The 23,105-nt window shown below is 62.3% G+C and carries 21 protein-coding genes; 16 read left to right on the top strand and 5 right to left on the bottom strand.

Annotated elements, in window-relative coordinates; genetic code table 11:
• The first annotated feature begins 1 nt into the window (after position 1).
• The 8 genes from JMA46_RS00330 to JMA46_RS00295 all read left to right on the top strand — a co-directional run bounded on the left by JMA46_RS00330 (position 2) and on the right by JMA46_RS00295 (position 8,821).
• On the top strand, positions 2-1,108 hold the full coding sequence (locus JMA46_RS00330) for an AAA family ATPase (RefSeq protein ID WP_207343309.1): 1,107 nt from the start codon (positions 2-4) through the stop codon (positions 1,106-1,108).
• 5 nt (positions 1,109-1,113) lie between these two features.
• Positions 1,114-1,851, top strand: a complete 738-nt coding sequence (locus tag JMA46_RS00325; protein WP_247646929.1) for an NUDIX hydrolase — start codon at positions 1,114-1,116, stop codon at positions 1,849-1,851.
• 109 nt (positions 1,852-1,960) lie between these two features.
• On the top strand, positions 1,961-2,974 hold the full coding sequence (locus JMA46_RS00320; protein WP_207343308.1) for a RelA/SpoT domain-containing protein: 1,014 nt from the start codon (positions 1,961-1,963) through the stop codon (positions 2,972-2,974).
• A 233-nt stretch (positions 2,975-3,207) separates the two neighbouring features.
• The gene (locus tag JMA46_RS00315; protein ID WP_247646943.1) at positions 3,208-4,266 is read left to right on the top strand and encodes an ABC transporter substrate-binding protein; all 1,059 of its coding nucleotides are present in this window, start codon (positions 3,208-3,210) and stop codon (positions 4,264-4,266) included.
• Positions 4,263-5,054 carry an ABC transporter ATP-binding protein gene (locus JMA46_RS00310; protein WP_207343306.1) on the top strand — a complete coding sequence of 264 codons (792 nt, stop codon included), beginning with the start codon at positions 4,263-4,265 and terminating at the stop codon, positions 5,052-5,054. The genes JMA46_RS00315 and JMA46_RS00310 overlap by 4 nt, the downstream gene beginning before the upstream one ends.
• Positions 5,047-5,943 (top strand): ABC transporter permease, encoded by an 897-nt coding sequence (locus JMA46_RS00305; protein WP_207343305.1) that lies wholly within the window; start codon positions 5,047-5,049, stop codon positions 5,941-5,943. The genes JMA46_RS00310 and JMA46_RS00305 overlap by 8 nt, the downstream gene beginning before the upstream one ends.
• Positions 5,944-6,039: 96 nt before the next feature.
• Entirely contained in the window at positions 6,040-7,329 is a 1,290-nt protein-coding gene (gene cobA, locus JMA46_RS00300) for a uroporphyrinogen-III C-methyltransferase (RefSeq protein WP_207343304.1), read from the top strand.
• A gap of 43 nt (positions 7,330-7,372) precedes the next feature.
• Positions 7,373-8,821 carry an FAD-dependent oxidoreductase gene (locus JMA46_RS00295; protein ID WP_207343459.1) on the top strand — a complete coding sequence of 483 codons (1,449 nt, stop codon included), beginning with the start codon at positions 7,373-7,375 and terminating at the stop codon, positions 8,819-8,821.
• A 62-nt stretch (positions 8,822-8,883) separates the two neighbouring features.
• On the opposite strand, the gene JMA46_RS00290 is transcribed toward JMA46_RS00295, so the two are convergent.
• On the bottom strand, positions 8,884-10,332 hold the full coding sequence (locus tag JMA46_RS00290) for a PucR family transcriptional regulator (protein WP_207343303.1): 1,449 nt from the start codon (positions 10,330-10,332) through the stop codon (positions 8,884-8,886).
• A 141-nt stretch (positions 10,333-10,473) separates the two neighbouring features.
• Here JMA46_RS00290 and JMA46_RS00285 point away from each other — a divergent pair, with 141 nt between their 5' ends.
• The 4 genes from JMA46_RS00285 (at position 10,474) to JMA46_RS00270 (ending at position 15,451) form a co-directional block, all read left to right on the top strand.
• Positions 10,474-11,904, top strand: coding sequence for an aminobutyraldehyde dehydrogenase (locus JMA46_RS00285; protein WP_207343302.1), 1,431 nt, complete (start codon positions 10,474-10,476; stop codon positions 11,902-11,904).
• A gap of 56 nt (positions 11,905-11,960) precedes the next feature.
• Complete coding sequence (gabT, locus tag JMA46_RS00280) at positions 11,961-13,322, top strand: 4-aminobutyrate--2-oxoglutarate transaminase (RefSeq protein ID WP_207343301.1); 1,362 nt, start codon at positions 11,961-11,963, stop codon at positions 13,320-13,322.
• 300 nt (positions 13,323-13,622) lie between these two features.
• A complete protein-coding gene (locus JMA46_RS00275) occupies positions 13,623-14,504 on the top strand; it encodes a hypothetical protein (protein ID WP_207343300.1) in 882 nt (293 codons plus the stop codon).
• A gap of 125 nt (positions 14,505-14,629) precedes the next feature.
• The gene (locus tag JMA46_RS00270; protein ID WP_207343299.1) at positions 14,630-15,451 is read left to right on the top strand and encodes a universal stress protein; all 822 of its coding nucleotides are present in this window, start codon (positions 14,630-14,632) and stop codon (positions 15,449-15,451) included.
• Between the two features lie 15 nt (positions 15,452-15,466).
• On the opposite strand, the gene rarD is transcribed toward JMA46_RS00270, so the two are convergent.
• Positions 15,467-16,429 carry an EamA family transporter RarD gene (rarD, locus tag JMA46_RS00265; protein WP_207343298.1) on the bottom strand — a complete coding sequence of 321 codons (963 nt, stop codon included), beginning with the start codon at positions 16,427-16,429 and terminating at the stop codon, positions 15,467-15,469.
• 225 nt (positions 16,430-16,654) lie between these two features.
• Here rarD and JMA46_RS00260 point away from each other — a divergent pair, with 225 nt between their 5' ends.
• Both JMA46_RS00260 and JMA46_RS00255 read left to right on the top strand, forming a co-directional pair.
• Entirely contained in the window at positions 16,655-18,070 is a 1,416-nt protein-coding gene (locus tag JMA46_RS00260; protein ID WP_207343297.1) for an FAD-dependent oxidoreductase, read from the top strand.
• Between the two features lie 77 nt (positions 18,071-18,147).
• Positions 18,148-18,936 carry an oxygenase MpaB family protein gene (locus JMA46_RS00255; protein WP_207343296.1) on the top strand — a complete coding sequence of 263 codons (789 nt, stop codon included), beginning with the start codon at positions 18,148-18,150 and terminating at the stop codon, positions 18,934-18,936.
• 34 nt (positions 18,937-18,970) lie between these two features.
• On the opposite strand, the gene JMA46_RS00250 is transcribed toward JMA46_RS00255, so the two are convergent.
• On the bottom strand, positions 18,971-19,606 hold the full coding sequence (locus tag JMA46_RS00250) for a DUF2461 domain-containing protein (RefSeq protein ID WP_207343295.1): 636 nt from the start codon (positions 19,604-19,606) through the stop codon (positions 18,971-18,973).
• Between the two features lie 152 nt (positions 19,607-19,758).
• On the opposite strand from JMA46_RS00250, the gene JMA46_RS00245 reads away from it, so the two are divergent.
• Positions 19,759-20,223 carry a Fur family transcriptional regulator gene (locus tag JMA46_RS00245; protein WP_207343294.1) on the top strand — a complete coding sequence of 155 codons (465 nt, stop codon included), beginning with the start codon at positions 19,759-19,761 and terminating at the stop codon, positions 20,221-20,223.
• 5 nt (positions 20,224-20,228) lie between these two features.
• Positions 20,229-21,698: a catalase gene (locus JMA46_RS00240; RefSeq protein ID WP_207343293.1), complete on the top strand. Its 1,470-nt coding sequence runs from the start codon at positions 20,229-20,231 to the stop codon at positions 21,696-21,698.
• 130 nt (positions 21,699-21,828) lie between these two features.
• On the opposite strand, the gene JMA46_RS00235 is transcribed toward JMA46_RS00240, so the two are convergent.
• Complete coding sequence (locus tag JMA46_RS00235; protein WP_207343292.1) at positions 21,829-22,215, bottom strand: ankyrin repeat domain-containing protein; 387 nt, start codon at positions 22,213-22,215, stop codon at positions 21,829-21,831.
• The gene (locus tag JMA46_RS00230) at positions 22,212-23,042 is read right to left on the bottom strand and encodes a hypothetical protein (RefSeq protein ID WP_207343291.1); all 831 of its coding nucleotides are present in this window, start codon (positions 23,040-23,042) and stop codon (positions 22,212-22,214) included. The genes JMA46_RS00235 and JMA46_RS00230 overlap by 4 nt, the downstream gene beginning before the upstream one ends.
• Positions 23,043-23,105 lie beyond the last annotated feature (63 nt).

Raw genomic sequence — 23,105 nt, 5'->3', positions numbered from 1 at the left:
GATGTTTGAGAACGCACTGGTCATTGGCAAGTTCTACCCGCCGCACGCGGGCCACCGCCACCTGATCGAAACAGCAGCTGCAGGCGCCCGCTCGGTATGGGTGCTTGTGCAGGGCAGCCGCTTTGAATCACTCACGGCGCAGCAGCGGGCTGACTGGCTGGCTGAGGAATTCGCAGCCGTCGGGAACGTGACCGTGATTGCTGTGCGCAACGACTGCCCCGAAGACTTTTTCAGCGACGAGATCTGGATGGCGCAGCTGGAAAACATGCGCCTCGCCTTGAAAATGCGTGGTGTGGAGAGCATTGATGTCCTCTTCAGCTCAGAAAGCTACGGCGAGCGCCTCGCACAAGCGTTTACGGCAGTTCACATCTCCGTGGACCCGCGACGCAGCGCATATCCCGTCAGCGGGACGATGTGCCGCGAGAACCTCGCCACAGCGTGGCCCCTGCTGGTGCCGGCTGCGCGTCGCGGAATGGCCGTGCGCATCATTGTGGTGGGAGCCGAATCAACTGGCACCACCACCTTGAGTGAAGCGCTCAGCGCCCACTATCGTCGGCGGTTTCCGCAGTTGCACGACGTGGTGGAATACGGCCGTCAGTTCACGTATGAAAAACTTGCCGCACGCCAAGCCTCCGCGCCGCAGACAAGGGTTGAGGACTTGGTCTGGACTGCCGCTGATTTCGGCTTGATCGCAGAGCGGCAGACACAACTTGAGCAGGCCGCAGCGGAAGCCTCACCGCTGGTCATCGCCGACACCGACGCACTGGCCACGACGCTGTGGGAGCGTTATTATCTCGGGGAGGGCAGCTACGGATCCTTCGCCGCCGTCGGCCAGCTGCCCCGCCGCGACATCTACCTGCTGACCGACCACAACGGCGTCGACTTTGAAGACGACGGGTGGCGCGAAGGCGAACACCGCCGTGCCGAGATGACCGAATGGTTCAAGGAGTCACTCGTAGAGGCGGGCCACTCGTGGATTCTACTCACGGGCAGCCACGAACGCCGCATGGCCACCGCCACCGCAGTCATTGACGCCATGCTGGCCCAACAAGCAGCCTTCACTTCGCCTGGGTGGGCCGGCCGCACCAGCTTGGCAGCCACCGAATGAACACCATGAACAACCAAATGCCCGACGAGGCCAGTTTCCTTGCCAGCTACAACCCGTCGAATTTCCTGCCGGTGGCACTCACGGTTGACCTGGTGGTATTCGCCGTGCGGCACAAGGTGCTGCACATCGCACTGGTGAAACGCGGCGCCCATCCGTTCCTAGGCAGCTGGGCACTGCCGGGCGGGTTTGTGGGCCCTACCGAAAACGCGTTGGCCGCCGCACACAGAGAACTGGAGGAGGAAACCGGACTGAATCTGGGCTCCCACAGAGTGTTTGTGGAGCAACTGGCAACGTTCAGCGATCCAGGGCGGGACCCGAGAATGCGAGTCGTTTCGGTGGCGCACGTCGTCCTTTTGGCAGCCGAAGGAGGGATCGTCCCGCCGCTGTGTGCCGGCAGCGACGCAGCCCACGCGCAGTGGGTGCCTGTCCACACCCTGGATACGCCAGCGCTCGCCTTTGACCACGGTGAGATTCTGCGCCAAGGTATGGAGCGGCTGGCGGGAAAAATGGAATACACCACCATTGGCGCACGCCTTCTGCCCGCACAATTCACTATCTCGGCCTTGCGTGATGTCTACAGCGCCGTCTGGCAGGTGGAACTTCCGGCCGGAAACTTCACCCGGAAAATACGCCCATCGCTGACCTCGACCGGAGTAAAGGTGCAGGGGGTGGGGGCTCCGGCGTCGCTCTTCACGGTGGGCAGTGACTGGATCAGCCCACCATTGGCCAGACCGCGTCGCTGAAGAGTTGGAGGGTGTGGAAATAGAGCTGGACAAGCCGCACGAAGGTGGGAGAATTTGAGGCAAGGACCGGGCGCATAACCCGGCCGGACGTGGTCAGGGGGACACCAACGTGACGAAGGCCGTGAAGGATGCGGAAATGGCAGTGGAGCAGGAAAGTTTCCAACAGCAGGCCTTGAACGACGCGGCGCAGGCAATCCGCAACGCGATCGTCAGCAGGCTTCACGACGACGGACTCAACCACCACGACGTGCAGTTTAGAGTCAAGTCACCAGCATCGGTTGCCGAGAAACTTACACGCCGCTGCACAGACGGTCGGCTGAAGTACCCTGGAGGTCTGGACCACCTCGATGACTTGATCGGTGTGCGCGTCATCTTGTTCGTGGAGTCGGACATTGAAGCCGTGGCCATTGCGCTCTCAAGCCAGTTCATTTGCCATGAGGATGAAGACAAGACCGCCATGATGCGCAAAAACGGAGGTATTGGCTACGCGGGACGGCACCTGACCCTGGAAGTTCCGGCGGTCAACCCGCCGCGCGGTTGCAGGGACTTCACCGGCCAACGCTTCGAGGTGCAGATCCGCACCATCCTTCAGCACGCATGGGCGGAATTTGAACACGACATCCGCTTCAAGGGCTCAAGCGGTGGCAACGCAGAAATTAGCAGGGCCTTCACCATGGCCTCCACCCTCATAGAACTGGCCGACCAGCAGTTTGTGAACATCAGCGACATCTTGAAACGAATCCAGTCCGAAGCTGCCATGGAGCATGAAACGCAAAAGCTCGACGCCGGGTCCCTCCAAGGGGTACTGGCACGTGCCTTCCCTGGGTACCCCAGCAGCAAGGAAAACCAGTACAGCTGGATGGTCAAGGTTCTCGCTGCCAACGGCATCGACACCGTCAACGCCGCGGACGACTGGTTCAAGGCCCTTGACCCGGAAAAAATGGCGGAAATCATGCAATACCGGTTCTCCCCGGGCCAGGTTCGCGTGGCGGATGACTTGTTGCTGCAGTCCTTCGGGGAGTCCTACGTGCAGGCAACGAAGGAACTGGGCAATGACAGCAACCGAGAGACAAAGCTGCGCTCGCGGTTGAGCAAGCTCCGCGCAGTCCAGGACGACGAATAACGCACGGCAACTTCACCGTTAAGCCCATGTGACGCTGCGTGTCGTCTTGTGACCTAGCGAGTCCGCATCGTTGAACAGGCCCGGGCGCGTTCCCTACCGTTTAATCCATGACTACAAGGGGACCCGCGGCCGACCCGCAGCCGACACCGCAGGCTGCCGTTCAACCACCGTTGAAAAGAATTCGCATCGTTGCCGGTGAAAAACCCAAAGGCACCAGACACGGACTGGAGATCATGGTGCTGACCACACTTGTTGGCCTCATTGGGGCAGGTGCGGCCGTGGCCAGTGTGAACTCCCAAGGCAGTCAAGAAACCGTTGCCGCGGATACCGCCCCGGCCGCCGTCCTCAAACTTGGCTACTTTGGCAACATCACCCATGGCCCCGCACTCGCTGGCGTGGAAAAGGGCATCTTCGCCAAGGACCTCGGGGCAACCGCATTGGAAACCCAGGTCTTCACCACCGGGCCGGCAACTGTCGAGGCGCTCAACGCCGGCGCCATCGATGCCGCCTACCTGGGCCCCAACCCCGCCCTGAATTCATTCGTGCAAAGCGGCGGCGAGTCCATCCGGATCATCGCCGGGGTTGCCGCCGGCGGAGCGCAATTTGTGGTCCGGCCCTCCATCACCAACGCTGAAGATCTCCGGGGCAAGACCATTGCCACCCCACAGCTGGGCGGCACGCAGGACGTGGCACTGCGCAAATGGCTGGCCGATCGCGGACTGGTCACCAACACCTCCGGCGGCGGCGACGTCACCATCACACCCACCACGAATGCCCAGACCCTGCGGTTGTTCCAAGACGGAAAGATCGACGGCGCCTGGGTCGCCGAACCGTGGACGTCCCGTCTGGTGCTCCAGGCAGGGGCGAAAGTCCTTGTCAACGAGGCCGACCTCTGGGACAAAGGAGAATTCAGCACCACGGTTCTGGCCGTCAGCAAGAGCTTTCTCGATGAGCACCCCCAAACCGTTCAGGCCCTGTTGAAGGGCCACGTTGACTCGGTGGACTGGCTGGATAAAAACCCGGATGACGCCGCAACGGTGATCAACGAGGCCCTGAAAGTGGCAATTGGGAAGCCGCTGGAAGAGGATGTGATTGCCCGGTCACTGTCCGAGCTGAAATTCACCTCGGACCCGCTGGCCGCCACGTTCCCCACGCTGCTTGCCCACGGTGTCAGCGCCGGTGTTTCCAAACCGGCGGACCTCAACGGGCTCTTTGACCTGACGTTGCTTAACAACGTACTGAAAGCGGCAGGCGAAAAACCCGTCTCAGCCGCGGGATTGGGGACGGAATGACTGACCTGCTGACAGTCGAGCCTTTGCTCGCAGCGGAAGGGGAGGCCGACGGCGACGGCCGGGAACCCGCCGTCGTCCTTGAAAACCTGGGCAAGCGCTTTGGAGCCGGGCCTCCGGTGCTGGAGGACGTGAACGCCGTGGTCAGGCAGGGCGAGTTCGTGGCCCTGCTGGGTGCCTCGGGCTGTGGCAAATCAACGCTGCTGAACATCATTTCAGGCCTGGACGTGCCCACCGCCGGCGCCTTGGAAGTCCCGGAAGACGGTGCCGCGTTCATGTTTCAGGACTCGACCCTGTTCCCCTGGCTCAGTGCACGCGGAAACGTCGAAATGGCGTTGAAGCTGCGCGGTGTGGGCCGGGCCGAACGCAAGCTGCGCGCCACCGAACTGCTGGACCTGGTGAATCTGGGCCACTCGGCAGGCAAACGTCCGCACGAGCTGTCCGGAGGCATGCGCCAGCGGGTGGCGTTGGCCAGGGCGCTGGCGCAGGACAAGCCGCTGCTGCTCATGGATGAGCCGTTTGCCGCACTGGATGCCATCACCCGGGACCTGCTGCACAACGAGCTGGAACGGGTGTGGAAGGAAACCGGGCGAACCATCATTTTCGTCACCCACAACGTGCGCGAGGCCGTGCGGCTTGGGCAGCGCGTGCTGCTGCTCTCTTCCCGGCCCGGGCGCGTGGTGGCCGAATGGGATGTCTGTGAAGAACACCGAACGAACGCCGGCGCCGCCGGAAAACTGACTGGCGACATCACCGCCCGATTGCGCGAGGAGATCCGCCGACATGCCTGAAACAATTACGTCGCCGCTGCTCAAGAGCGGCAGTGCCGAGGAAATGCGCTCTCTGGAAGCCGGGCTGGACTCGCTGCAATCCGAGTCCGTTGAGCGCCGGGGCATCGATTGGTCCAGGCTGCTGCTGCCACTTGCCGCGTTCATAGTGCTGCTGCTCGCGTGGCAGTTCTATGTATCGCTGGGGCTGCGCCGCCGCGACCTGGTGCCAGGTCCACTGGATGTGTTCGGTTCGCTGGGCACGCTTTGGGGGGAAGGCACCGCGCAGGAAGCCGTATGGACTTCGCTGCAGCGCGGCCTCTCCGGTTTCGCCATCAGCATTGTGGTGGCCACACCGATCGGGCTGCTGCTTTCCCAGGTGCGCCTGTTGCGCCGGGCGTTCGGTCCGCTCATTTCAGGCCTGCAGGTGCTGCCTTCCGTGGCGTGGGTTCCGGCCGCCATCATCTGGTTTGGCCTGACCGATGCCACCGTGTACTTCGTCATGTTCATGGGGGCCATTCCCACCATCATCAACGGCCTCATCGCCGGGGTGGACCAGATCCCGCCGCAGTTCCGCCGCATGGGCCAGATCCTTGGCGCATCGCGGTGGGAAATGGCAGTAAACGTGGTGCTCCCGGCCGCACTGCCCGGCTACGTCGGTGGGCTGAAGCAGGGCTGGGCCTTCTCCTGGCGCTCCCTCATGGCGGCGGAAATCATTGCGATGGGCGGCAGCCTGGGCTTCGGACTGGGCTCGCTGCTGGAACAAGGCAGGCAGCTCTCCGACATGGGCATCGTGATGTCCGCAATCCTGATCATCCTGTTCGTGGGCATCGCCGTTGAACTGCTGGTGTTTGCCCCCGTGGAGAAGCGGCTGCTGCGCGGGCGCGGCCTCCTCGCCGGCAGCACCCGCTAGGGGCCAACCGGCTGAAATATGTCCCCCCGTGACCTTGCGTGAACGGGTGTAACGCCCCGCTTGTACGCAAATATCCTCCTTCCCTAAGGTCATCTCATGGCAATTGTTGATCTCTTCCCCACCTCATTGAGGCTGCTGGGCCGTCCCGTCCTAGTGGTCGGCGGCGGCACCGTCGCAGCACGTCGTGCCAAGGCCCTGCTCGACGCCGGAGCGCACGTCCAGCTGGTGGCTCCCGTTCTCAGCGCCCCGGCACGGGCGCTGGCCGACGCGGGTCTGCTCACCTGGCACGCCCGCAGCTACGAAAGCGCCGACATGGCCAACGCCTGGTATGTGGTGGCCGCCAGCAACAACACCGTGGTCGATGCCCGGGTAGCCAGCGATGCTGAGGATAACCGCACTTGGTGCGTGAACCACTCCAACGCGCAGGACTCCGCAGCGTGGACGCCGGCAGTAGCCACTGTGGAGGACGTCAAGGTGGCCGTCAACGCCGGGGGAGACCCGCTGCGCGCCGCAGCCATCCGCAACGCGATCGCCGCCGCACTCGAAAGCGGCGACCTCCCGCTGGACGTCTACCGCAGGGGAGCGGACCGGCTTGAGCGCCGCGGTCTCGGCACGCTGGAGCACCGGGGATCCGTGGCGCTCGTTGGCGGAGGGCCCGGTGCCGAGGACCTCATTACGGTGCGGGGGCGCAGGCTCCTGGCCGAAGCAGACGTGGTCGTGGCTGACAGGCTTGGCCCGCGTGGCTTGCTGGAAACGCTGGGCGAGGATGTGAAAATCATCGAGGTCGGCAAAACCCCCGGCCACCACCCCGTGCCGCAATCTGAAATCAACGCCATCCTGGTCCGTGAAGCACTGGCCGGGAACAGGGTGGTCAGGCTCAAGGGCGGGGACCCGTACGTGCTGGGCCGCGGCGGCGAGGAAGCCATCGCCTGCTGTGAAAACGGCGTGGACGTTCAAGTGGTTCCGGGCGTCACCAGTGCGGTGAGTGTCCCGGCAGCTGCCGGCATCCCCGTCACGCACCGCGGACTGGCCAAGGCCTTCACCATGATCAGTGGCCACGACGATTTGGAAAATGTGCCCCACGGCAACGATCACACCGTGGTGCTGCTGATGGGGGTCGGCACGCTGAACCGTTCCGTTCCCGTCCTGGCCGCCGCCGGCCGCGGCAGCGACTGCCCCGTGGCCATCATTGAAAACGGTTTCGGCAAGGACCAGCGCACCACCATCGGCACCCTCGGCACCATCGTCGCCCTCGCCCAGGCGGGCAAAGTACGCAACCCGGCGGTCGTCGTCGTCGGTGACGTGGTGCGCGTGAGCCCGCTGGCACCTGCAGAACTCGCTACCGCCCATTACGGTACGCGGGAAACTATCAGCACCATCTCTTAGACTTACCTACAAGCCCTTGAACATCGAAGAAACGAGCACAGCTGTGTCATCAAACTCCCCAGCAGCGCCTGGAACCCCGGAGCGCCCTCTGCGCATCGCCGTCATTGGCTCAGGCCCCGCGGGTGTTTATGCAGCAGACATGCTGACGAAAAGCGAAGAAGTACGGGCAGGCCTGGAGGTCAGCATTGACCTCTTCGACCGCTACCCGGCGCCGTACGGCCTGATCCGCTACGGCGTTGCACCGGACCATCCCCGCATCAAAGGTATTGTGAACGCCCTGCACAAGGTGCTGGATCGCGGCGACATCCGCTTCTTCGGCAATGTGGAATACGGCACCGACTTGGTGTTGGAGGACCTGCAAAAGCACTACGACGCCGTGATCTTCGCCACTGGCGCCATCAAGGACGCGGACCTGAACATCCCCGGCATCGAGCTGGAAGGTTCGCACGGCGGCGCCGACTTCGTCTCCTGGTACGACGGCCACCCCGACGTGTCGCGTGAATGGCCGCTGACCGCCAAGGAGATCGCCGTCATTGGCAACGGCAACGTGGCCCTTGACGTGGCCCGGGTGCTGTCCAAGCACGCCGATGACTTGCTGGTCACCGAAATTCCGGACAACGTCTACCAGGGGCTGAAGTCCTCGCCCGTGACCGACGTGCACATTTTTGGCCGCCGCGGCCCCGCCCAGGTGAAGTTCACGCCGATGGAACTGCGCGAGCTGAGCCACTCCCGTGACGTGGACATTGTCCTGTACGAGGAGGACTTTGACTTTGACGAGGCCTCCGACGCCGCCGTGAAGTCCAGCAACCAGATCAAGACCATGGTCAACACCCTGACCAACTGGTTGGTGGAGCAGGAGGACGACGCCGCCGACCCCACCACGGGTGCCTCCCGCCGCCTGCACCTGCACTTCCTGCACAACCCGGTGGAAATCACCGGCACCAACGGGAAGGTCACCGGCATCAAGTTTGAGCGCACTGAGCTGGATGGCACCGGCAACGTGCGGGGCACGGGGGAGTTCATCGACTACCCGGTCCAGGCCGTATACCGTTCCGTGGGCTACTTTGGCTCCGCCCTGCCCGAGGTTGAGTTCGACCACCGGCGAGGTGTTGTCACGAACGACGCCGGACGCGTGTTGGGTGCCGACGGCGCCCATGTGCCGGGCATTTATGCGACTGGTTGGATCAAGCGTGGTCCGGTGGGCTTGATCGGCAGCACCAAGGGCGACGCCCTGGAGACCATCACCCACCTGTTGGCTGACCGCCACCAGCTGCCCCTGGCCGCCGAGGCGGCGCCGGAGGCAGTGGTGGAGCTGCTTGACTCCCGCGGTGTTGAATTCACCCCCTGGGAAGGCTGGCTGGAACTGGATGCCCACGAAAAGGCTTTGGGTGCTGCCGCGTCCGAGGCCGGCACTGTTCAACGCGAACGCGTCAAGGTAGTGCCCCGTGAAGACATGGTCAATGTCTCCCGTGGAGCCAACGTAGGGGCCTGAGTTTGCTCCAATGACAGGGCCGCAGCATCACGACGATGCTGCGGCCCTCTTTTCTTTGTGGCTCAGGCTGGCGGTGACAATCTACGCACGGCCAAGGCAAGCCACAACTGCACGCGGTCAGGCGTCAGCGCCGGGTCGTATCCGGTGAGTTCCGCAATTTGGGTCAGCCGGTAGCGGACCGTGTTTCGGTGCAGGGCCAGGGCTTCTGCCACGGCTGCCACTGAGCCATTGAGCCGTAAGTACGTTTCCAAGGTGTCTACCAAATCGGCGCCGTGGGTTGCATCGAAGGTGATGACCGGACCCAAGGCTTCAGCGGCCATATCAGCCATGGGCACGTCCTCGCTGGCCAACAGCAGCGATGTCAGGCTCAGCCTTTCCGGAACATTGACCTCCAAGCCCCGTGTGGCAGCCTCTCGTGCCTCAAAGTAGCTCCAACGCAAGCCGTTGGCTTGGGAATACGAGCCGCCGATCCCGACCGGTGCGGAAACGCCAACATTGTGCATCTGGTGGCTCAACGCCCGGCCCAGACTGGCGGGGTCACCGGCCTGGGTGGGTACTACAAGCAGCAGTTCCTGCCGGCCTTCCGTGTGGGTTGTGGCGGCTACTGCTGAATCCAACCCTGCCGGCAGCGGCATGGAGGAGATGGTGGCAAACTTTCCTTCGTCGGTGCCTACCAGCAGCACAAAATTCTTGGCAGCCGGGGCAATGCCAAGATTTTCCAGGCGTGCAGCGGAGTCTGCGGCGTCCAGCGTGCCGCGGATGATGTCGGAGATGGCCTGGCCGGCGATCTGCCGTGCACTTTGCCTGCGTTGCACCAAGTTGTTCAGTTCAATGCTGATGAGCCCGCGTGCGTAGTCGAGAATCCCGTCGTCGTGGAAGGGCTTGCGCAGCCACAACGTGCTGGAGTCGCGCTTGCCCGTGGCCAGCGCAACTGCATGCCAATCGCCGTCGTCCGGGGTAGTGCCCGGAGCTGTGGCAGCAACTTCGGCACCATACTGGGTGACCACAAGATCTGCTGCAACCATGGCGGCCAGTTTTTTCAGCAAGGCCGGCAGCCCACCGCCCGTAAGCAGCGCCCGCGCCAGCAGCTGGTGCTCGCGCAGCAACCGCTCGAGCTTGGTCAAGTGATCCGATGACCGGGCGTCGGCCACCAGCTTGCCAATGGCGATGAAAGGGGTGCTGTACGGGACCTCCACCACCGGAACGGCCCAACGGTTTGCCTCGGCCAGCAGGGCTGCCGGCACTGAATCATGCTCGAACCCAATGCCAAAACCAATGCCGACGGCGCCCGCACGCTTGATCTGCCGGACAAAGGAACGCTGTGCGTCGGCAGTGCCCTGCCGAGCGCCGGTGGTCAGCACGAGCTCCCCGCCGCTGAGGAACGACTGCGGATTCTCAAGCTCGGTGACGGCGACCCAGTCGATCGTGGCCGTGAGTGGAGTCCGCACCGAGCCCATGTTCTTCAGGGACAAGCCGGGAGTGACAAGCAGGTCTGCCAAGGAAAGTGCCATGACACAACTATACAAACGCACTATGCACACAATTGCCATGGTGCACTTGGCCATTCTCTTTGTCAGGTGTGCTGGCTTAGGCTAGCGCATGTACGGCGTTGAATCCGCGGCGCCCACATCGAGCTAAAGAGGTTGAACACCGTGGTCCAAACCTTGCAGAACTTCATCAATGGTGAGTTCGTTCCCGTTACGGGGACAGATTCCCTTGACTTGGTCAATCCCAGCAATGGCGAGATTGTGGCGAAGGCGCCCATCTCCAGCCAAGCGGATGTGGATGCTGCCATGGAAGCTGCGGCCACTGCGTTCAAGACGTGGAAGCATGCCACGCCTAGCCAGCGCCAGAGCGTGCTGCTCAAACTTGCCGACGCCGTGGAGGCGCGCAGCGATGAACTCGTGGAGGCCCAGCACCGCAACACCGGCCAAGTCAAGGCCATGATCGCTTCCGAAGAAGTGGCAGCAGGCGCCGACCAGCTGCGCTTCTTTGCCGGTGCGGCACGCCTCATGGAGGGCCGCTCCGCCGGCGAATACATGGAAAACTTCACGTCTTATGTGCGCCGTGAACCTGTGGGCGTCATTGCCCAGGTAACTCCGTGGAACTATCCGTTCCTCATGCTCATTTGGAAGATCGGCCCGGCACTGGCCGCCGGCAACACCGTGGTGCTCAAACCTAGTGACACCACGCCGGAAAGCACGCTGGTGTTTGCCGATATCACCAAGGGCATTGTCCCTGCCGGCGTGCTGAACTTCGTGTTGGGCAACGGTGGCACGGGCGCTGCCATGGTTGAGCACAAAACCCCTGCCATGGTCTCCATCACCGGATCAGTCCGGGCAGGCATTGCCGTTGCCACGGGTGCAGCCAAGGGACTCAAGCGCGCACACCTGGAACTGGGCGGCAAGGCTCCGGCCATTGTTTTCGCCGACGCCAACCTGGGCAAGACGGCCCAGGAAATTGCCGAGTACTCCTTTTTCAACGCCGGCCAGGACTGCACCGCCATCACCCGCGTACTGGTGGAAGAGTCAGCCCACGACGAGTTCGTCTCGGCTCTGGCCACGGCGACCAAGGGGCTGGAAACCGGCCTTGAGGACGACACCAAGAACTACTTCGGCCCGCTGAACAACGTCAACCACTTCAACCAGGTGGTGAAGGTTGTCGAGAACATCCCCGACTACGCAACCGTTGTGACCGGCGGCAAGCGTGTGGGCGACAAGGGCTTCTTCTTTGAAGCCACGGTGGTTGACGGCGTCAAGCAGACCGACGACATTGTGCAGCAGGAAACGTTTGGTCCCGTCATTACGGTCCAGAGCTTCAAGACCGAAGAAGAAGCCGTCGAGATGGCCAACGACGTCGAGTATGCCCTTGCTTCCAGTGTGTGGACCTCAAATCACGGTGTTGCCATGCGCGTCTCCCGCGACCTGGATTTCGGTGCCGTGTGGATCAACACCCACATCATGCTCACCGCAGAGATGCCGCACGGTGGGTTCAAGCAGTCCGGCTATGGCAAGGACCTGTCCATTTACGGCGTCGAAGACTACACACGCATCAAGCACGTCATGAGCAATCTGGAGGCCTAAAACGCCTTAGCTTGCCACTCAGCAGTTCCCATTTTGACCACGTTGAAAGGAATATCATGACAGATATTCAGTACCGTCTTGCCCAAAAGCGCCAGATTTTGGGGACCTTCCCGGGTCCGAAGTCAGTGGACCTCGACGCCCGCCGCAAGGCAGTCGTGGCAGGCGGGGTGGCCTCCAGCGTCCCGGTGTACGTTGCGGACGCCGACGGCGGCATCATCACCGATGTGGATGGCAACTCCTTTATCGACCTGGGCTCGGGCATCGCCGTCACCTCAGTGGGCGCCTCCGACGCCAATGTGGTGGAAGCCGTTCGTGAGCAGGTGGGCCACTTCACCCACACGTGCTTCATGGTCACCCCCTATGAAAGCTATGTGGCAGTCGCCGAAGAGCTGAACGCTCTCACCCCCGGTACTCATGAGAAGCGCACAGTGCTGTTCAACTCCGGCGCCGAAGCCGTGGAAAACGCTGTGAAGGTGGCGCGCCTGGCCACTGGCCGCGACGCCATTGTCGCCTTCGACCACGCCTACCACGGCCGCACCAACCTGACCATGGCGCTGACCGCCAAGGCCATGCCGTACAAGACTAACTTCGGCCCGTTCGCCCCTGAGATCTACCGCGTGCCCATGAGCTACCCGTACCGCGAGGAATCCGAGATCAAGGGCCAGGACGCTGCTCGCCGCGCCATCAGCATGATTGAAAAGCAGATCGGTGCCGCCTCCGTGGCCGCCATCCTGATCGAACCCATCCAGGGCGAAGGTGGCTTCATTGTCCCCGCGGACGGCTTCCTGCCGACGCTGGCCAACTGGGCCAAGGAAAACGGCGTCGTCTTCATCGCCGACGAGGTCCAGTCCGGTTTCTGCCGTACGGGGGAATGGTTCGCCAGCGAACACGAAGGAGTGGTCCCGGACATCATCACCATGGCCAAGGGCATCGCTGGAGGACTGCCGCTCTCCGCCATCACCGGCCGCGCCGACCTCATGGACGCCGTGCACCCCGGTGGCCTTGGCGGAACCTACGGCGGCAACCCGCTCGCCTGCGCTGCATCGCTGGCTGCGATCAAGTCGATGAAGGAGTACGACCTCAACGGCCGTGCCCAGACCATCGAGAAGATCGTGACCGACCGTTTCGAGGCACTCGTGACGGAAATGGGTGAGGCAAGCATCATCGGTGACATTCGCGGCCGCGGAGCCATGATGGCCATTGAACTGGTGAAGCCCGGCACCGCCAACACCACCAAGGAAATCAATGCCGAGGCTGCCAAGGCGATCGCGGCCGCCTGTCTTCAGGCCGGGGTCATCATCCTGACCTGCGGCACCTACGGCAATGTGATCCGGCTGCTTCCGCCGCTGGTCATCAGCGAGGAACTGCTCGCAGACGGCCTCGACGTCCTCTGTGAGGCAATCCGCGCCGCCGTCTAGTACTTTTTGCGGTTTCAAAGCGCCTTCATTGCCGAGAACGGTGGGTATTGGCGTTGGGATATTGGAGGTGCCGGTCCCAAGCCATGCAGACGCGGCTTGGATGTTGTGCTGGGTAGGCTGGGAGCAATATTCTCTTGGACCGGACAGCACGGTGGGATGGGCAACTTGGAATTTGATGAGCGGTACCCTGCAATGTTTCAGCCAGGGGGAGACAGACTTCCAGTTGAAATCCCTGAGCGTGGATCGGAGGATGCCAACCCGGCCATTCCATCCATTCCCGCGCAAGCGCAGGAAGAAAGAGTGACTCCTCCTGCCGCTACATCCGTTGAAACCCTTCCTGCGGTCGACCCGGAACCATCCCCGGATGCACCGCGGTTTGCGTCAGGGCCTCGCCTCAATTGGAACGGAAGGGCGTGGCGGCAGGGACTTGCAGCGTCCGTGCTGGTCATTGCGGCAGGCTTGTTCTGCTGGACGGCGCAGTTCCTATTGCCCACGGCAAGAACGACTGCTTCGGATGATTTTCATGGTCCGATGGTGGTGCCTTGGGGCATCGCCCTCGTGGACACCGGGGTGTGGATCTTGGTTCCCGGAGCTGCCGCGCTCGCCTTTCTGCTGATGATGGGTGCCCGGCACTATACGCGGTGGTCGCACTGGCTGCGTGCGGTAGTTCTGGTGCTGGGTCTGGTTGCGGCTGCGCTGGCGTGGCTGGCTCTCGCGTCAACACGCCTCTTTGTGGACCAGTTCTACTCGCAGAGCCAACAGTCCAATGACGCTGACTTTGTCATTGAATGGCCATACATTCTCAACATGTCCATCAATCCGCTGATCCTGCTTGCATTGGGTATCCTCGCTGCTTTGGTGGTGGTGCGCCCGAACGGGAGAACTTCGGGTGCAGCGGCACTGGGTGCGGCCGCAGTTCTGCTGGTTGCGGGCCTGCTGGGCACATTTTCGACGCAGCTGTTTCCGGCGACAGGCCAGCCGGACGTCATCATGCAGGGGGACCAACAGATCCAGCTGCAGTCCTGGATGCAATATTGGAACCAGGCCTCACCGCAGCTCCTCACCGTGGCTGCGGCTGCGCTGTTGTGTGCGATGGCGGCGCGGGTCATGGCCGCAAAACCGCCTCGAGGTGCGTTTGGGAATGACCCCGAATCTGAATTTGCCATGGATTCCAATGAGTAGGCACCGGTCGTGAAACAGCAGCCACCGGCCCCTGTTCGGCAGTAGGGCCGGGCTGTACAGTCAGTGGTACAAGCGGCACGCCGGGGAATCCGGCGCGCCGTGCCACCCAAAGAAGGGTTGAAAGCATGAAATACATCGTTGGATACCGCCCCGATGAGCGAGGCGCCGACGCCGTTGCCCTCGCCGGTGTCGTGGCCAGGACCCAAGGCGCTGAGCTGCATCTTGTCCATGTTGTTCACGGCAGCAAGTCTCCGGACGTAGAAATGGAGAAGCAGGCGCTGCTCATGGTGCCCGACGATGTGAACGCCACATTTTCCACCAGGGTTGCGGATTCCTTTGTTCACGGCCTCATCGCCGCGGCCAAGGAGGATCAAGCGGCGCTGATTGTGGTCGGTGCTGCCAGCAACGGTCTTTTCAAACGGTTTACCGTCGGTTCGGTGGCCAATGGACTTTTGCATGCCTCGCCGGTTCCGGTGGCTTTGGCCCCCCGGGGATACAACCGCAGGGATCCGCTGACCCGGCTGACGGTCATGACAGGAATGCGGGAAGGGTGGCAGGCGGTGCTTGACGTGGGCACCACGGCTGCGGGCAGGCGTCATGTTCCACTGCGGCTGGTTTCGGTAGTCGAAATTGACCAGACGGAACAATCCGACTTTGATTTGGACAATGCCTTGAGCCCGGCCAAGCAACATGTGAACACAGTCTTGGCGAAGGCAGCGGCGAAACTGCCAGACACAAAGGTCACCGTCACGCTCGCTCACGGACGCAATATTGAGGAAGCCATCGACGGGATTGGGTGGAAATCCGGCGAACTCGTTGTTGTCGGGTCCAGCAGGTTGGCAGAAAACAGGAAGATCTTCCTGGGGTCCACCGCCAACAAGATTCTGCGTGCGTTGCCGGTGCCCATGGTGGTTGTCCCACGAGACTTCCAACGGCAGGGGATCTAGGGTGTTGCCCTTCTCCTAAGCTTGGAGAAGGGCAAACTTTCGCAGCCGCGCGTTGCGCCGGAAATTCAACAACATGTCTGTGATGAGGATGGCCAGGGCCAACCAAACTACGGCGAATCCAATCCAGCGCTCCAAACCCATGTGCTCACCAAGCACGACTATGGCCACGACGAACTGGATCAGCGGAGTCATGAACTGCAGCAGCCCGATCCCCGTCATGGAGAGCCTGCTGGCGGAAGCGCCGAAGAACAGCAAGGGTACGGCCGTAATGATGCCGGAGGAGGCAAGCAGCCAAAAGTGGCTGGCTCCCATGCCGGTCAATGTTGTCTGGCCGATCGCGGCCAGCACCAACATCGCGGCGATGGCGAAGGGCGTCAGCACGGCCGTCTCAATGCTCAGGCTGGTGATGGCGTCAACCTGGCCACCCATCCGGTTCTTGACGAAGCCGTAGCTGCCGAAACTCAAAGCCAGCACCAAGGCAATCCAGGGCAGCTTGCCGTAACTGACGGTCAACACCACAACTGCAACAAAACCAACACTCACGGCCATCCATTGGAGGGGGCGCAGTTTTTCCTTGAGGACCACCACCCCGATGAGCACGGAGACCAGCGGGTTGATGAAGTAGCCAAGGGCCGCCTCGATCACGCTGCCGGTGGTCACGGCAAACACATATGTGAGCCAGTTGATGACGATGAGGACGCCGGCGACGGCCAAGGTGGACACGATGCGCCAGTTTCGCACCGCTGTGGCAAATTTCCCCCATCCCTTGCCGGCGGTGATGATGAGGGCACAGAAAATCACCGACCACACCACACGGTTGGCAACAATTTCCACACTGTTTGCGGGTGCGAGCAAGATGAAATAGATGGGCAGCATGCCCCAAATGCCGTAGGCTCCCACCCCATAGAGCACACCGGAGGCGGCAGTGGATCGGGCCGGCTTTGGTGCCTTCTTTTGATTGCCGGAGGCACTATTCATTCGAGGTTGGCGAAGTGTCACAAACTACATAACAACACTGATGTAGGTTAAAAGCCACGGTAGTGCCGCTGTCTGGCCGCAATGAGTGATTCGTCACTTTCAATCGCGGGCCCTTACCCGTGCAGCGGGTTGCCAATTAGACTATGAAAACAGTGCTTAATTCGCGTCCCGCACGCAACGATCGTTCCATGATGTTGCGGTTCACCGTTCGAAAGGACCTTCTTCTTGGCTAACTCGAGCGTTGCCCGCCCCTTCCGCGTTGCCATTATTGGTTCCGGCCCGGCAGGTGTCTATGCAGCAGACATTTTAACGAAGTCCCAGGAAGTCACCGGCGGTGAGGTTCAAGTCCGCATCGACATCTTCGAGTCTCAACCGGCACCCTACGGCTTGATCCGATACGGCGTGGCGCCTGACCACCCCCGCATCAAGGGCATTGTCAACGCTCTCCACAAGGTGCTGGACCGCGGGGACATCCGCTTCTTCGGCAACGTCACCTATGGCAGGGACGTTGCCCTGGCCGACCTCCGCTCGTTCTATGATGCCGTCATTTTTGCCACAGGGGCCACGAAGGACGCGGAGCTGAACATCCCCGGCATTGAGTTGGAGGGGTCCTACGGCGGAGCCGACTTTGTCTCCTGGTACGACGGCCACCCTGACGTGCCGCGGGAATGGCCGCTGGAGGCCAAGGAAGTGGCCGTCATTGGCAACGGCAATGTGGCGTTGGACGTGGCGCGCGTGTTGTCCAAGCACGCCGATGACCTGCTCTCGACCGAGATTCCGGAGAACGTGTACGCGTGCCTGAAATCGTCCCCGGTGACGGATGTGCACATCTTTGGGCGCCGTGGGCCTGCCCAGGTCAAGTTCACCCCGCTGGAGCTGCGTGAACTGAGCCAGTCTCGCGATGTGGACATTGTCCTCTACGACGACGACTTCGACTTCGATGAGGCGTCGGATGCTGCTGTCAAGAGCAACAACCAGGTCAAGATCATGGTCAATACGCTCACGAACTGGCTGGCCGAGGAGCATGATCCGAACCGGGTGGCCGCGTCCCGCCGCCTTCACCTGCACTTCCTGCACACGCCCCTGGAAATCACCGGAACTGACGGGCACGTCTCCGGCATTCGCTTTGAACGCAACGAACTCGACGGCACGGGCAATGCGCGTGGCACAGGTGAGTTCATCGACTATCCCGTCCAGGCCGTGTACCGCGCGGTCGGCTATCTGGGTTCTGAGTTGCCGGAGGTGCATTTTGATGCCCGCCGCGGCATCATCCCGAACGACGGCGGACGCGTGCTGGGCGTTGACGGCACCCAGGTGCCGGGCCTCTACGCGACAGGCTGGATAAAGCGGGGGCCGATAGGTTTGATTGGCAGCACCAAGGGTGATGCGCTGGAGACCATCGGGTGCCTCCTCGAAGACAGGCTCAGCCTGCCCGTCCCGGAACATCCTGGTGAGGGCGAAATCCTCGAACTGCTCGAATCCCGTGGCATTGAATTCACCACGTGGGAGGGATGGAACAAGCTCGATGCCCATGAGAAGCATTTGGGTGCAAGCTACGAGCCGAAACCCGGCATTGAGGTCAACCGCGAGCGCATCAAGGTTGTGGAGCGCGAGCAAATGGTGAACATCTCCAAAAAGTAGTCCAAGTTGGGCGGAAGGCAGAGCGTGAACAGCTAGCTGTGCCGGCCCAACTCCTCCGACATGAGATTCTTGGCAGCGTGAACGCGAACAAGGCAACACCCATGACCCTGGCGGACGTGGCACCGGAATCGGTGCTGCTTGCCGGGGCTGGCCGTGCCATCCTGCTACAGCTTGCCCACCCTTCCGTGGGGCATGGGGTGGCGGGGCACTCAAACTTTGCCAGCGATCCGCTCAAGCGTTTTCACGGCACGCTGGCCTACATCTACGCGCTGAGCAACGGCACGGCAGGGCAGAGAAAAACAGTGCAACGGCAGGTCCAACGATCCCATCTGCCCGTCAAGGGGGCAGCGTCAGGCGACGTGCCTGCCTATAGTGCCGCCGACCCGCACCTTCAATTGTGGGTAGCTGCGACACTTTATGAATCAGCCTGCCAGACGTACGACGTCGTGTTCCCCGCGCTTGCTGAGAGCGACGCGGAATCCGTGTACCGCAGCTACGCGGTGCTGGGAACAGCGCTGGGCATGCCGGCGGAACTCTGGCCCAAGTCACGAGCCGACTTTGCCGTGTATTGGGAAGACCAGCTGGCAGAGCTGCACGTGGATGACACCGTCAGGGCGGTGGCCGCTGAACTGTTGGCGGCCAGAGCCGCACCTTGGTGGATCAGGGCTGCCATGCCGCTGGCACGGTTCTTGACTGCAGGCATGCTCCCACCGGAAGTGCGCCAGATGTATGCCCTGCCGTGGTCGTCGCGCAGTGACAGACTCCTGCGGCTCTTCTTCGGAAGTGCAGCCAAACTGGTTCCCCTCGTGCCCACGAAGGTGCGCCATGCGCCCATGCATTACTACCTCAAACGCATTCCAGCCTGACTCGCATCCCAGTCTGACTCGCATTCCCGCCTCATTACGGGGCGGCGTAACGCAGCAGCCAATCGACGAGCGGGCGCAGCAGTTCCCACTGCACGGAGATTCGCTCCGCGGCTTCCGCCGTATGCAACCATTCGGAGCGCTCCAGCCGGATTGAGGCACTCAGCGTCTTGTGCTTCAGAAGTCCGGCACGCGGGTGATCCTTGGAGAAGTGGCTCGGCACGGTCTTCAGGGCTTGGCCCTCAACGCTGAATCCGGTAGCCGCCAGCTCCGCAACGATGGCCGCCAATGCAGATCCGCTTGCAGCGGCATCCACGGCCGCACGGTACCGGGACAGCTGTGCAGGAGGGAAGGAATGGCAGCCCCCGCCCAGCAAGAGCCCAGAAGCATCGAGCTGCAGGTAGAACCCCACCTCCCCATAGTTGGAGCAGAACATGCCTTGAGCGGTTTTGTACGGTGCCTTGTTCGCAGCGAACCGCACATCCCGGTGGGGCCGGAAGAGCTTGCCTGGCCCAAATCTGGGCAGCAAACTGCTTTGAAGGGCTAACAGTGGCAGGCGCACATCGGCGTCGTACGCGTCCCTGTGTTCCAGCCACCAGGCCTTGGTGTTGTGCTGTTCCAAAGCGGCATAAAACTCAAGGGCCGCGGGTGGAATTCCGGTAAACGTGTTCATGGCTCGAGCCTAGGGAAACGGCGGACGCGCCGCTATGGCCAGAGCAAAACCTGTGTACAGGAGGGCGCAGTGCCTTACCTGTGGAGGACGGAAGGCGTCCGCTTAGGCCGGCCTAATTGGACTGAGTCCAGAAAACCTTGCATAATTGACACATGGTCACCAAACAGCGGTCGGAAGAGATGTTGCGAGCAGTGTCACTGCGCGTGACGCGACCCCGGCTTGCCGTTCTGGACACGGTCAGCTCCAATCCCCATGCCGATGCCGACACCATTATTGGTGAGGTGCGCAATGAATTGGGCAGCGTTTCCAAGCAGGCCGTCTATGACGTCTTGGCGGCTCTTGTCGAGGCAAACTTGGTGCACCGCATTGAACCGGCAGGATCACCGGCACGCTTTGAAACGAGGGTGGGGGACAACCACCACCACGTTGTGTGCCGAACCTGTGGGGACATTGCCGACGTCGACTGCGCTGTCGGCCACGCACCCTGTCTGCACGCCTCAAATAACCACGGTTTCAGCATTGATGAAGCCGAGGTCATCTACTGGGGAACTTGCCCAGACTGCGCAAGCAAAAGACTTCTGAACGAACAAGATCTCACTACCGCAAGGAGCGAATAGTAAACATGACTATCGAAAACACCGCGCCGCTGACCACCGCCGCAGGCGCACCAGTTGCCAACAACCAGGACAGCCTCACCGCCGGTCCCCGCGGTCCCCTGCTGTTGCAGGATGTCTGGTTCCTTGAGAAGCTGGCTCACTTCAGCCGCGAGGTCATCCCCGAGCGTCGCATGCACGCCAAGGGCTCAGGTGCCTTCGGAACCTTCACGGTCACCAATGACATCTCCAAGTACACCAAGGCGAACATCTTCTCCGAGGTTGGCAAGCAGACTGAAATGTTTGCTCGTTTCTCCACCGTTGCCGGTGAGCGCGGCGCTGCCGACGCCGAGCGCGACATCCGCGGCTTCTCGCTGAAGTTCTACACCGATGAGGGCAACTGGGACCTGGTGGGCAACAACACCCCCGTGTTCTTCTTCCGCGACCCGTTGAAGTTCCCCGACCTGAACCGCGCCGTCAAGCGCGACCCGCGCACCAACATGCGCAGCGCCGAGAACAACTGGGACTTCTGGACCAACCTCCCCGAGTCCCTGCACCAGGTCACGATCGTCATGTCCGACCGCGGCATCCCCGCCAGCTACCGCCACATGCACGGCTTCGGCTCACACACCTTCTCCCTGATCAACGCCGAAGGCGAGCGTTTCTGGGTCAAGTTCCACCACCGCACCCAGCAGGGCATCAAGAACCTGACTGACGCAGAAGCTGGCGCACTTGTTGCAGCCGACCGCGAGTCCAGCCAGCGCGACCTCTTCGACTCGATCGAGAACGGCGACTTCCCCAAGTGGAAGCTCATGGTTCAGATCATGCCCGAAGCAGATGCAGAGACCTACAAGTACCACCCGTTCGACCTCACCAAGGTCTGGAGCAAGGAAGACTACCCGCTGATCGAGGTTGGCGAGTGGGAACTGAACCGCAACGCTGAGAACTACCATGCAGACGTTGAGCAGGCTGCGTTCGCACCGGCCAACGTTGTTCCGGGCATCAGCTTCTCCCCGGACCGAATGCTCCAGGGCCGCCTGTTCTCCTACGGTGACGCTCAGCGCTACCGCCTCGGTGTGAACCACCACCAGATCCCGGTGAACGCACCGAAGAACCCCACTGCCAACACGTACCACCGTGACGGTCAGGGCCGCGTTGACGGCAACCAGGGCCGCACCCCCGGCATTGAGCCGAACTCCTACGGCCGATGGGCCGAGCAGCCTGTATACGCCGATCCGGCGTTGGCCATTGGCGCCACTGCAGACCGTTTCAACTTCCGCGAAGACGATGCCAACTACTTCGAGCAGCCCGGCATCCTGTTCCGCGAGAAGATGGACGACGCCCAGCGCCAGGTGCTCTTCGAGAACACCGCCCGCGCCATCGACGGAGCCTCACAGGCCACCATCGAGCGCCACATCTTCAACTGCACCCAGGCAGACCCGGCCTACGGTGCAGGTGTCCGTGCGGCCATCGAAGCCCACCAGGCGTCCAAGGCCTAGTCCTTAGGCAAGTACCACAGCCACGTTCGACGGCGGCACCCGACTCACGCGTTCAGCGTGGGCCTGGTGCCGCCGTCGTTGGTTAAGTCCTGAATGGGGTTGGGGGAGAGGGAGTGGCGGGGAGTGGGAACTATCCCAGCAGGTGCTCGCGGCCAAACATGGCGGCGGCGGCTCGCGCGGAGGGGGTTCCGGCGTCGAGATCTGCACCTGCAGCGATCAGGAGGGCGGAGACGGCGTCCTCTCCCTTGAACAGGGCGCCGGCCAGCGGGGACTGGTCGCGGCCGTTGCGGATGTCCACGTTGGCGCCGCGCTCCAGCAGCAAGGCCACGGTTTCAGCCTTCCCCTTGTAGGCGGCAAGCATCAGCAAGGTGTTGCCCTCGGGGTCCTGGACGTCGATCGCCAGCCCGTGGTCGAGGAATTCGGCAAGCTCCGTGGTTTTACCGTCGCGGGCAAGGTCCATGGCCAGGGCGAGGACCTCGGCAGTCTGCTCTTCGTTGAGGGATGCGTTATTGGTCATTTCTCCACAATAGGCGATGGCCCGTCACTTTTTCCGTGCCAGGACGCCGGAAGCGGCACATTCAGGCCACCGCCCGTCACAAAGGCTGCGAGCTGGTGTGTGGCATCGCCGTGCCGGCGGCCGAAGATGTGGAAGGTCTGCTGTGCCGCCGAATCCCAGTCGTCGCAGACCCACACGGTCACGCCGGCGAAGGCGGGCTGGGCGTGAGAGGCAAGAACGGCCATCCCTTGGGCCAGTTCCAGCAAGGCGGCAGGAGAGGTCTCATCGAGGCTTGCGACGGGCTGCCGTGGGACGCCCGTCCAGTGGCCTCCCCGGAACGGTGTGCCGGGTGGCTGGCGTGAGGGTTCGACGTGGAATGCGCGCGACTCCCACGCAAGCGCCAGCCGGTGTTGCTCGTGCATGGTCGCAGAAGGTTGCTCCGGCTCGGGCCCCTGTTCCGGTTTAGGCTCCGGCCTTTTGTCGTGGCTGGGCGTGGATGCGACCTTACCGCCCTGCCAGCGGCGTAGCTGCTCGTCAAGTTCTTCGGTGTTCCCCGCCGCCGGGCGTACGTGGGCAGGGCGCGAGAGTGCGGAGGCCGCCGTCGTGCTTCCAGGCAGGGTGAAGAAGACGTGTAGGGACGGGGTGGATGTCTCCGCGACGGGTTCTCCCAGGGCGTCGCCCACTGGCTGCCAATTCAAAGCCAGGTAGAGCTGCGCGGCAGTGGCGCCCCTTAGCTCGATCAGGGCACTGCGTAAATGGCCATAGCAGCGCAGCAGATCAGTGGCCGATTCGACGTCAAAGGCGAGTGAGGGATCATTGAGACGAAGCACAAAGTGTGCTTCGGTCAAGGTCAATTTGGGGCGCCGAACACTCCAAAACGTGGAGGAACACAGGTGGCTGCGTGGCTGTGG

This window comes from Arthrobacter sp. E3 (assembly GCF_017353415.1).
Lineage (GTDB): Bacteria > Actinomycetota > Actinomycetes > Actinomycetales > Micrococcaceae > Specibacter.
The sequence above is the reverse complement of the archived record's forward strand: the minus strand, read 5'-3'. Positions and strand labels throughout refer to the sequence as shown.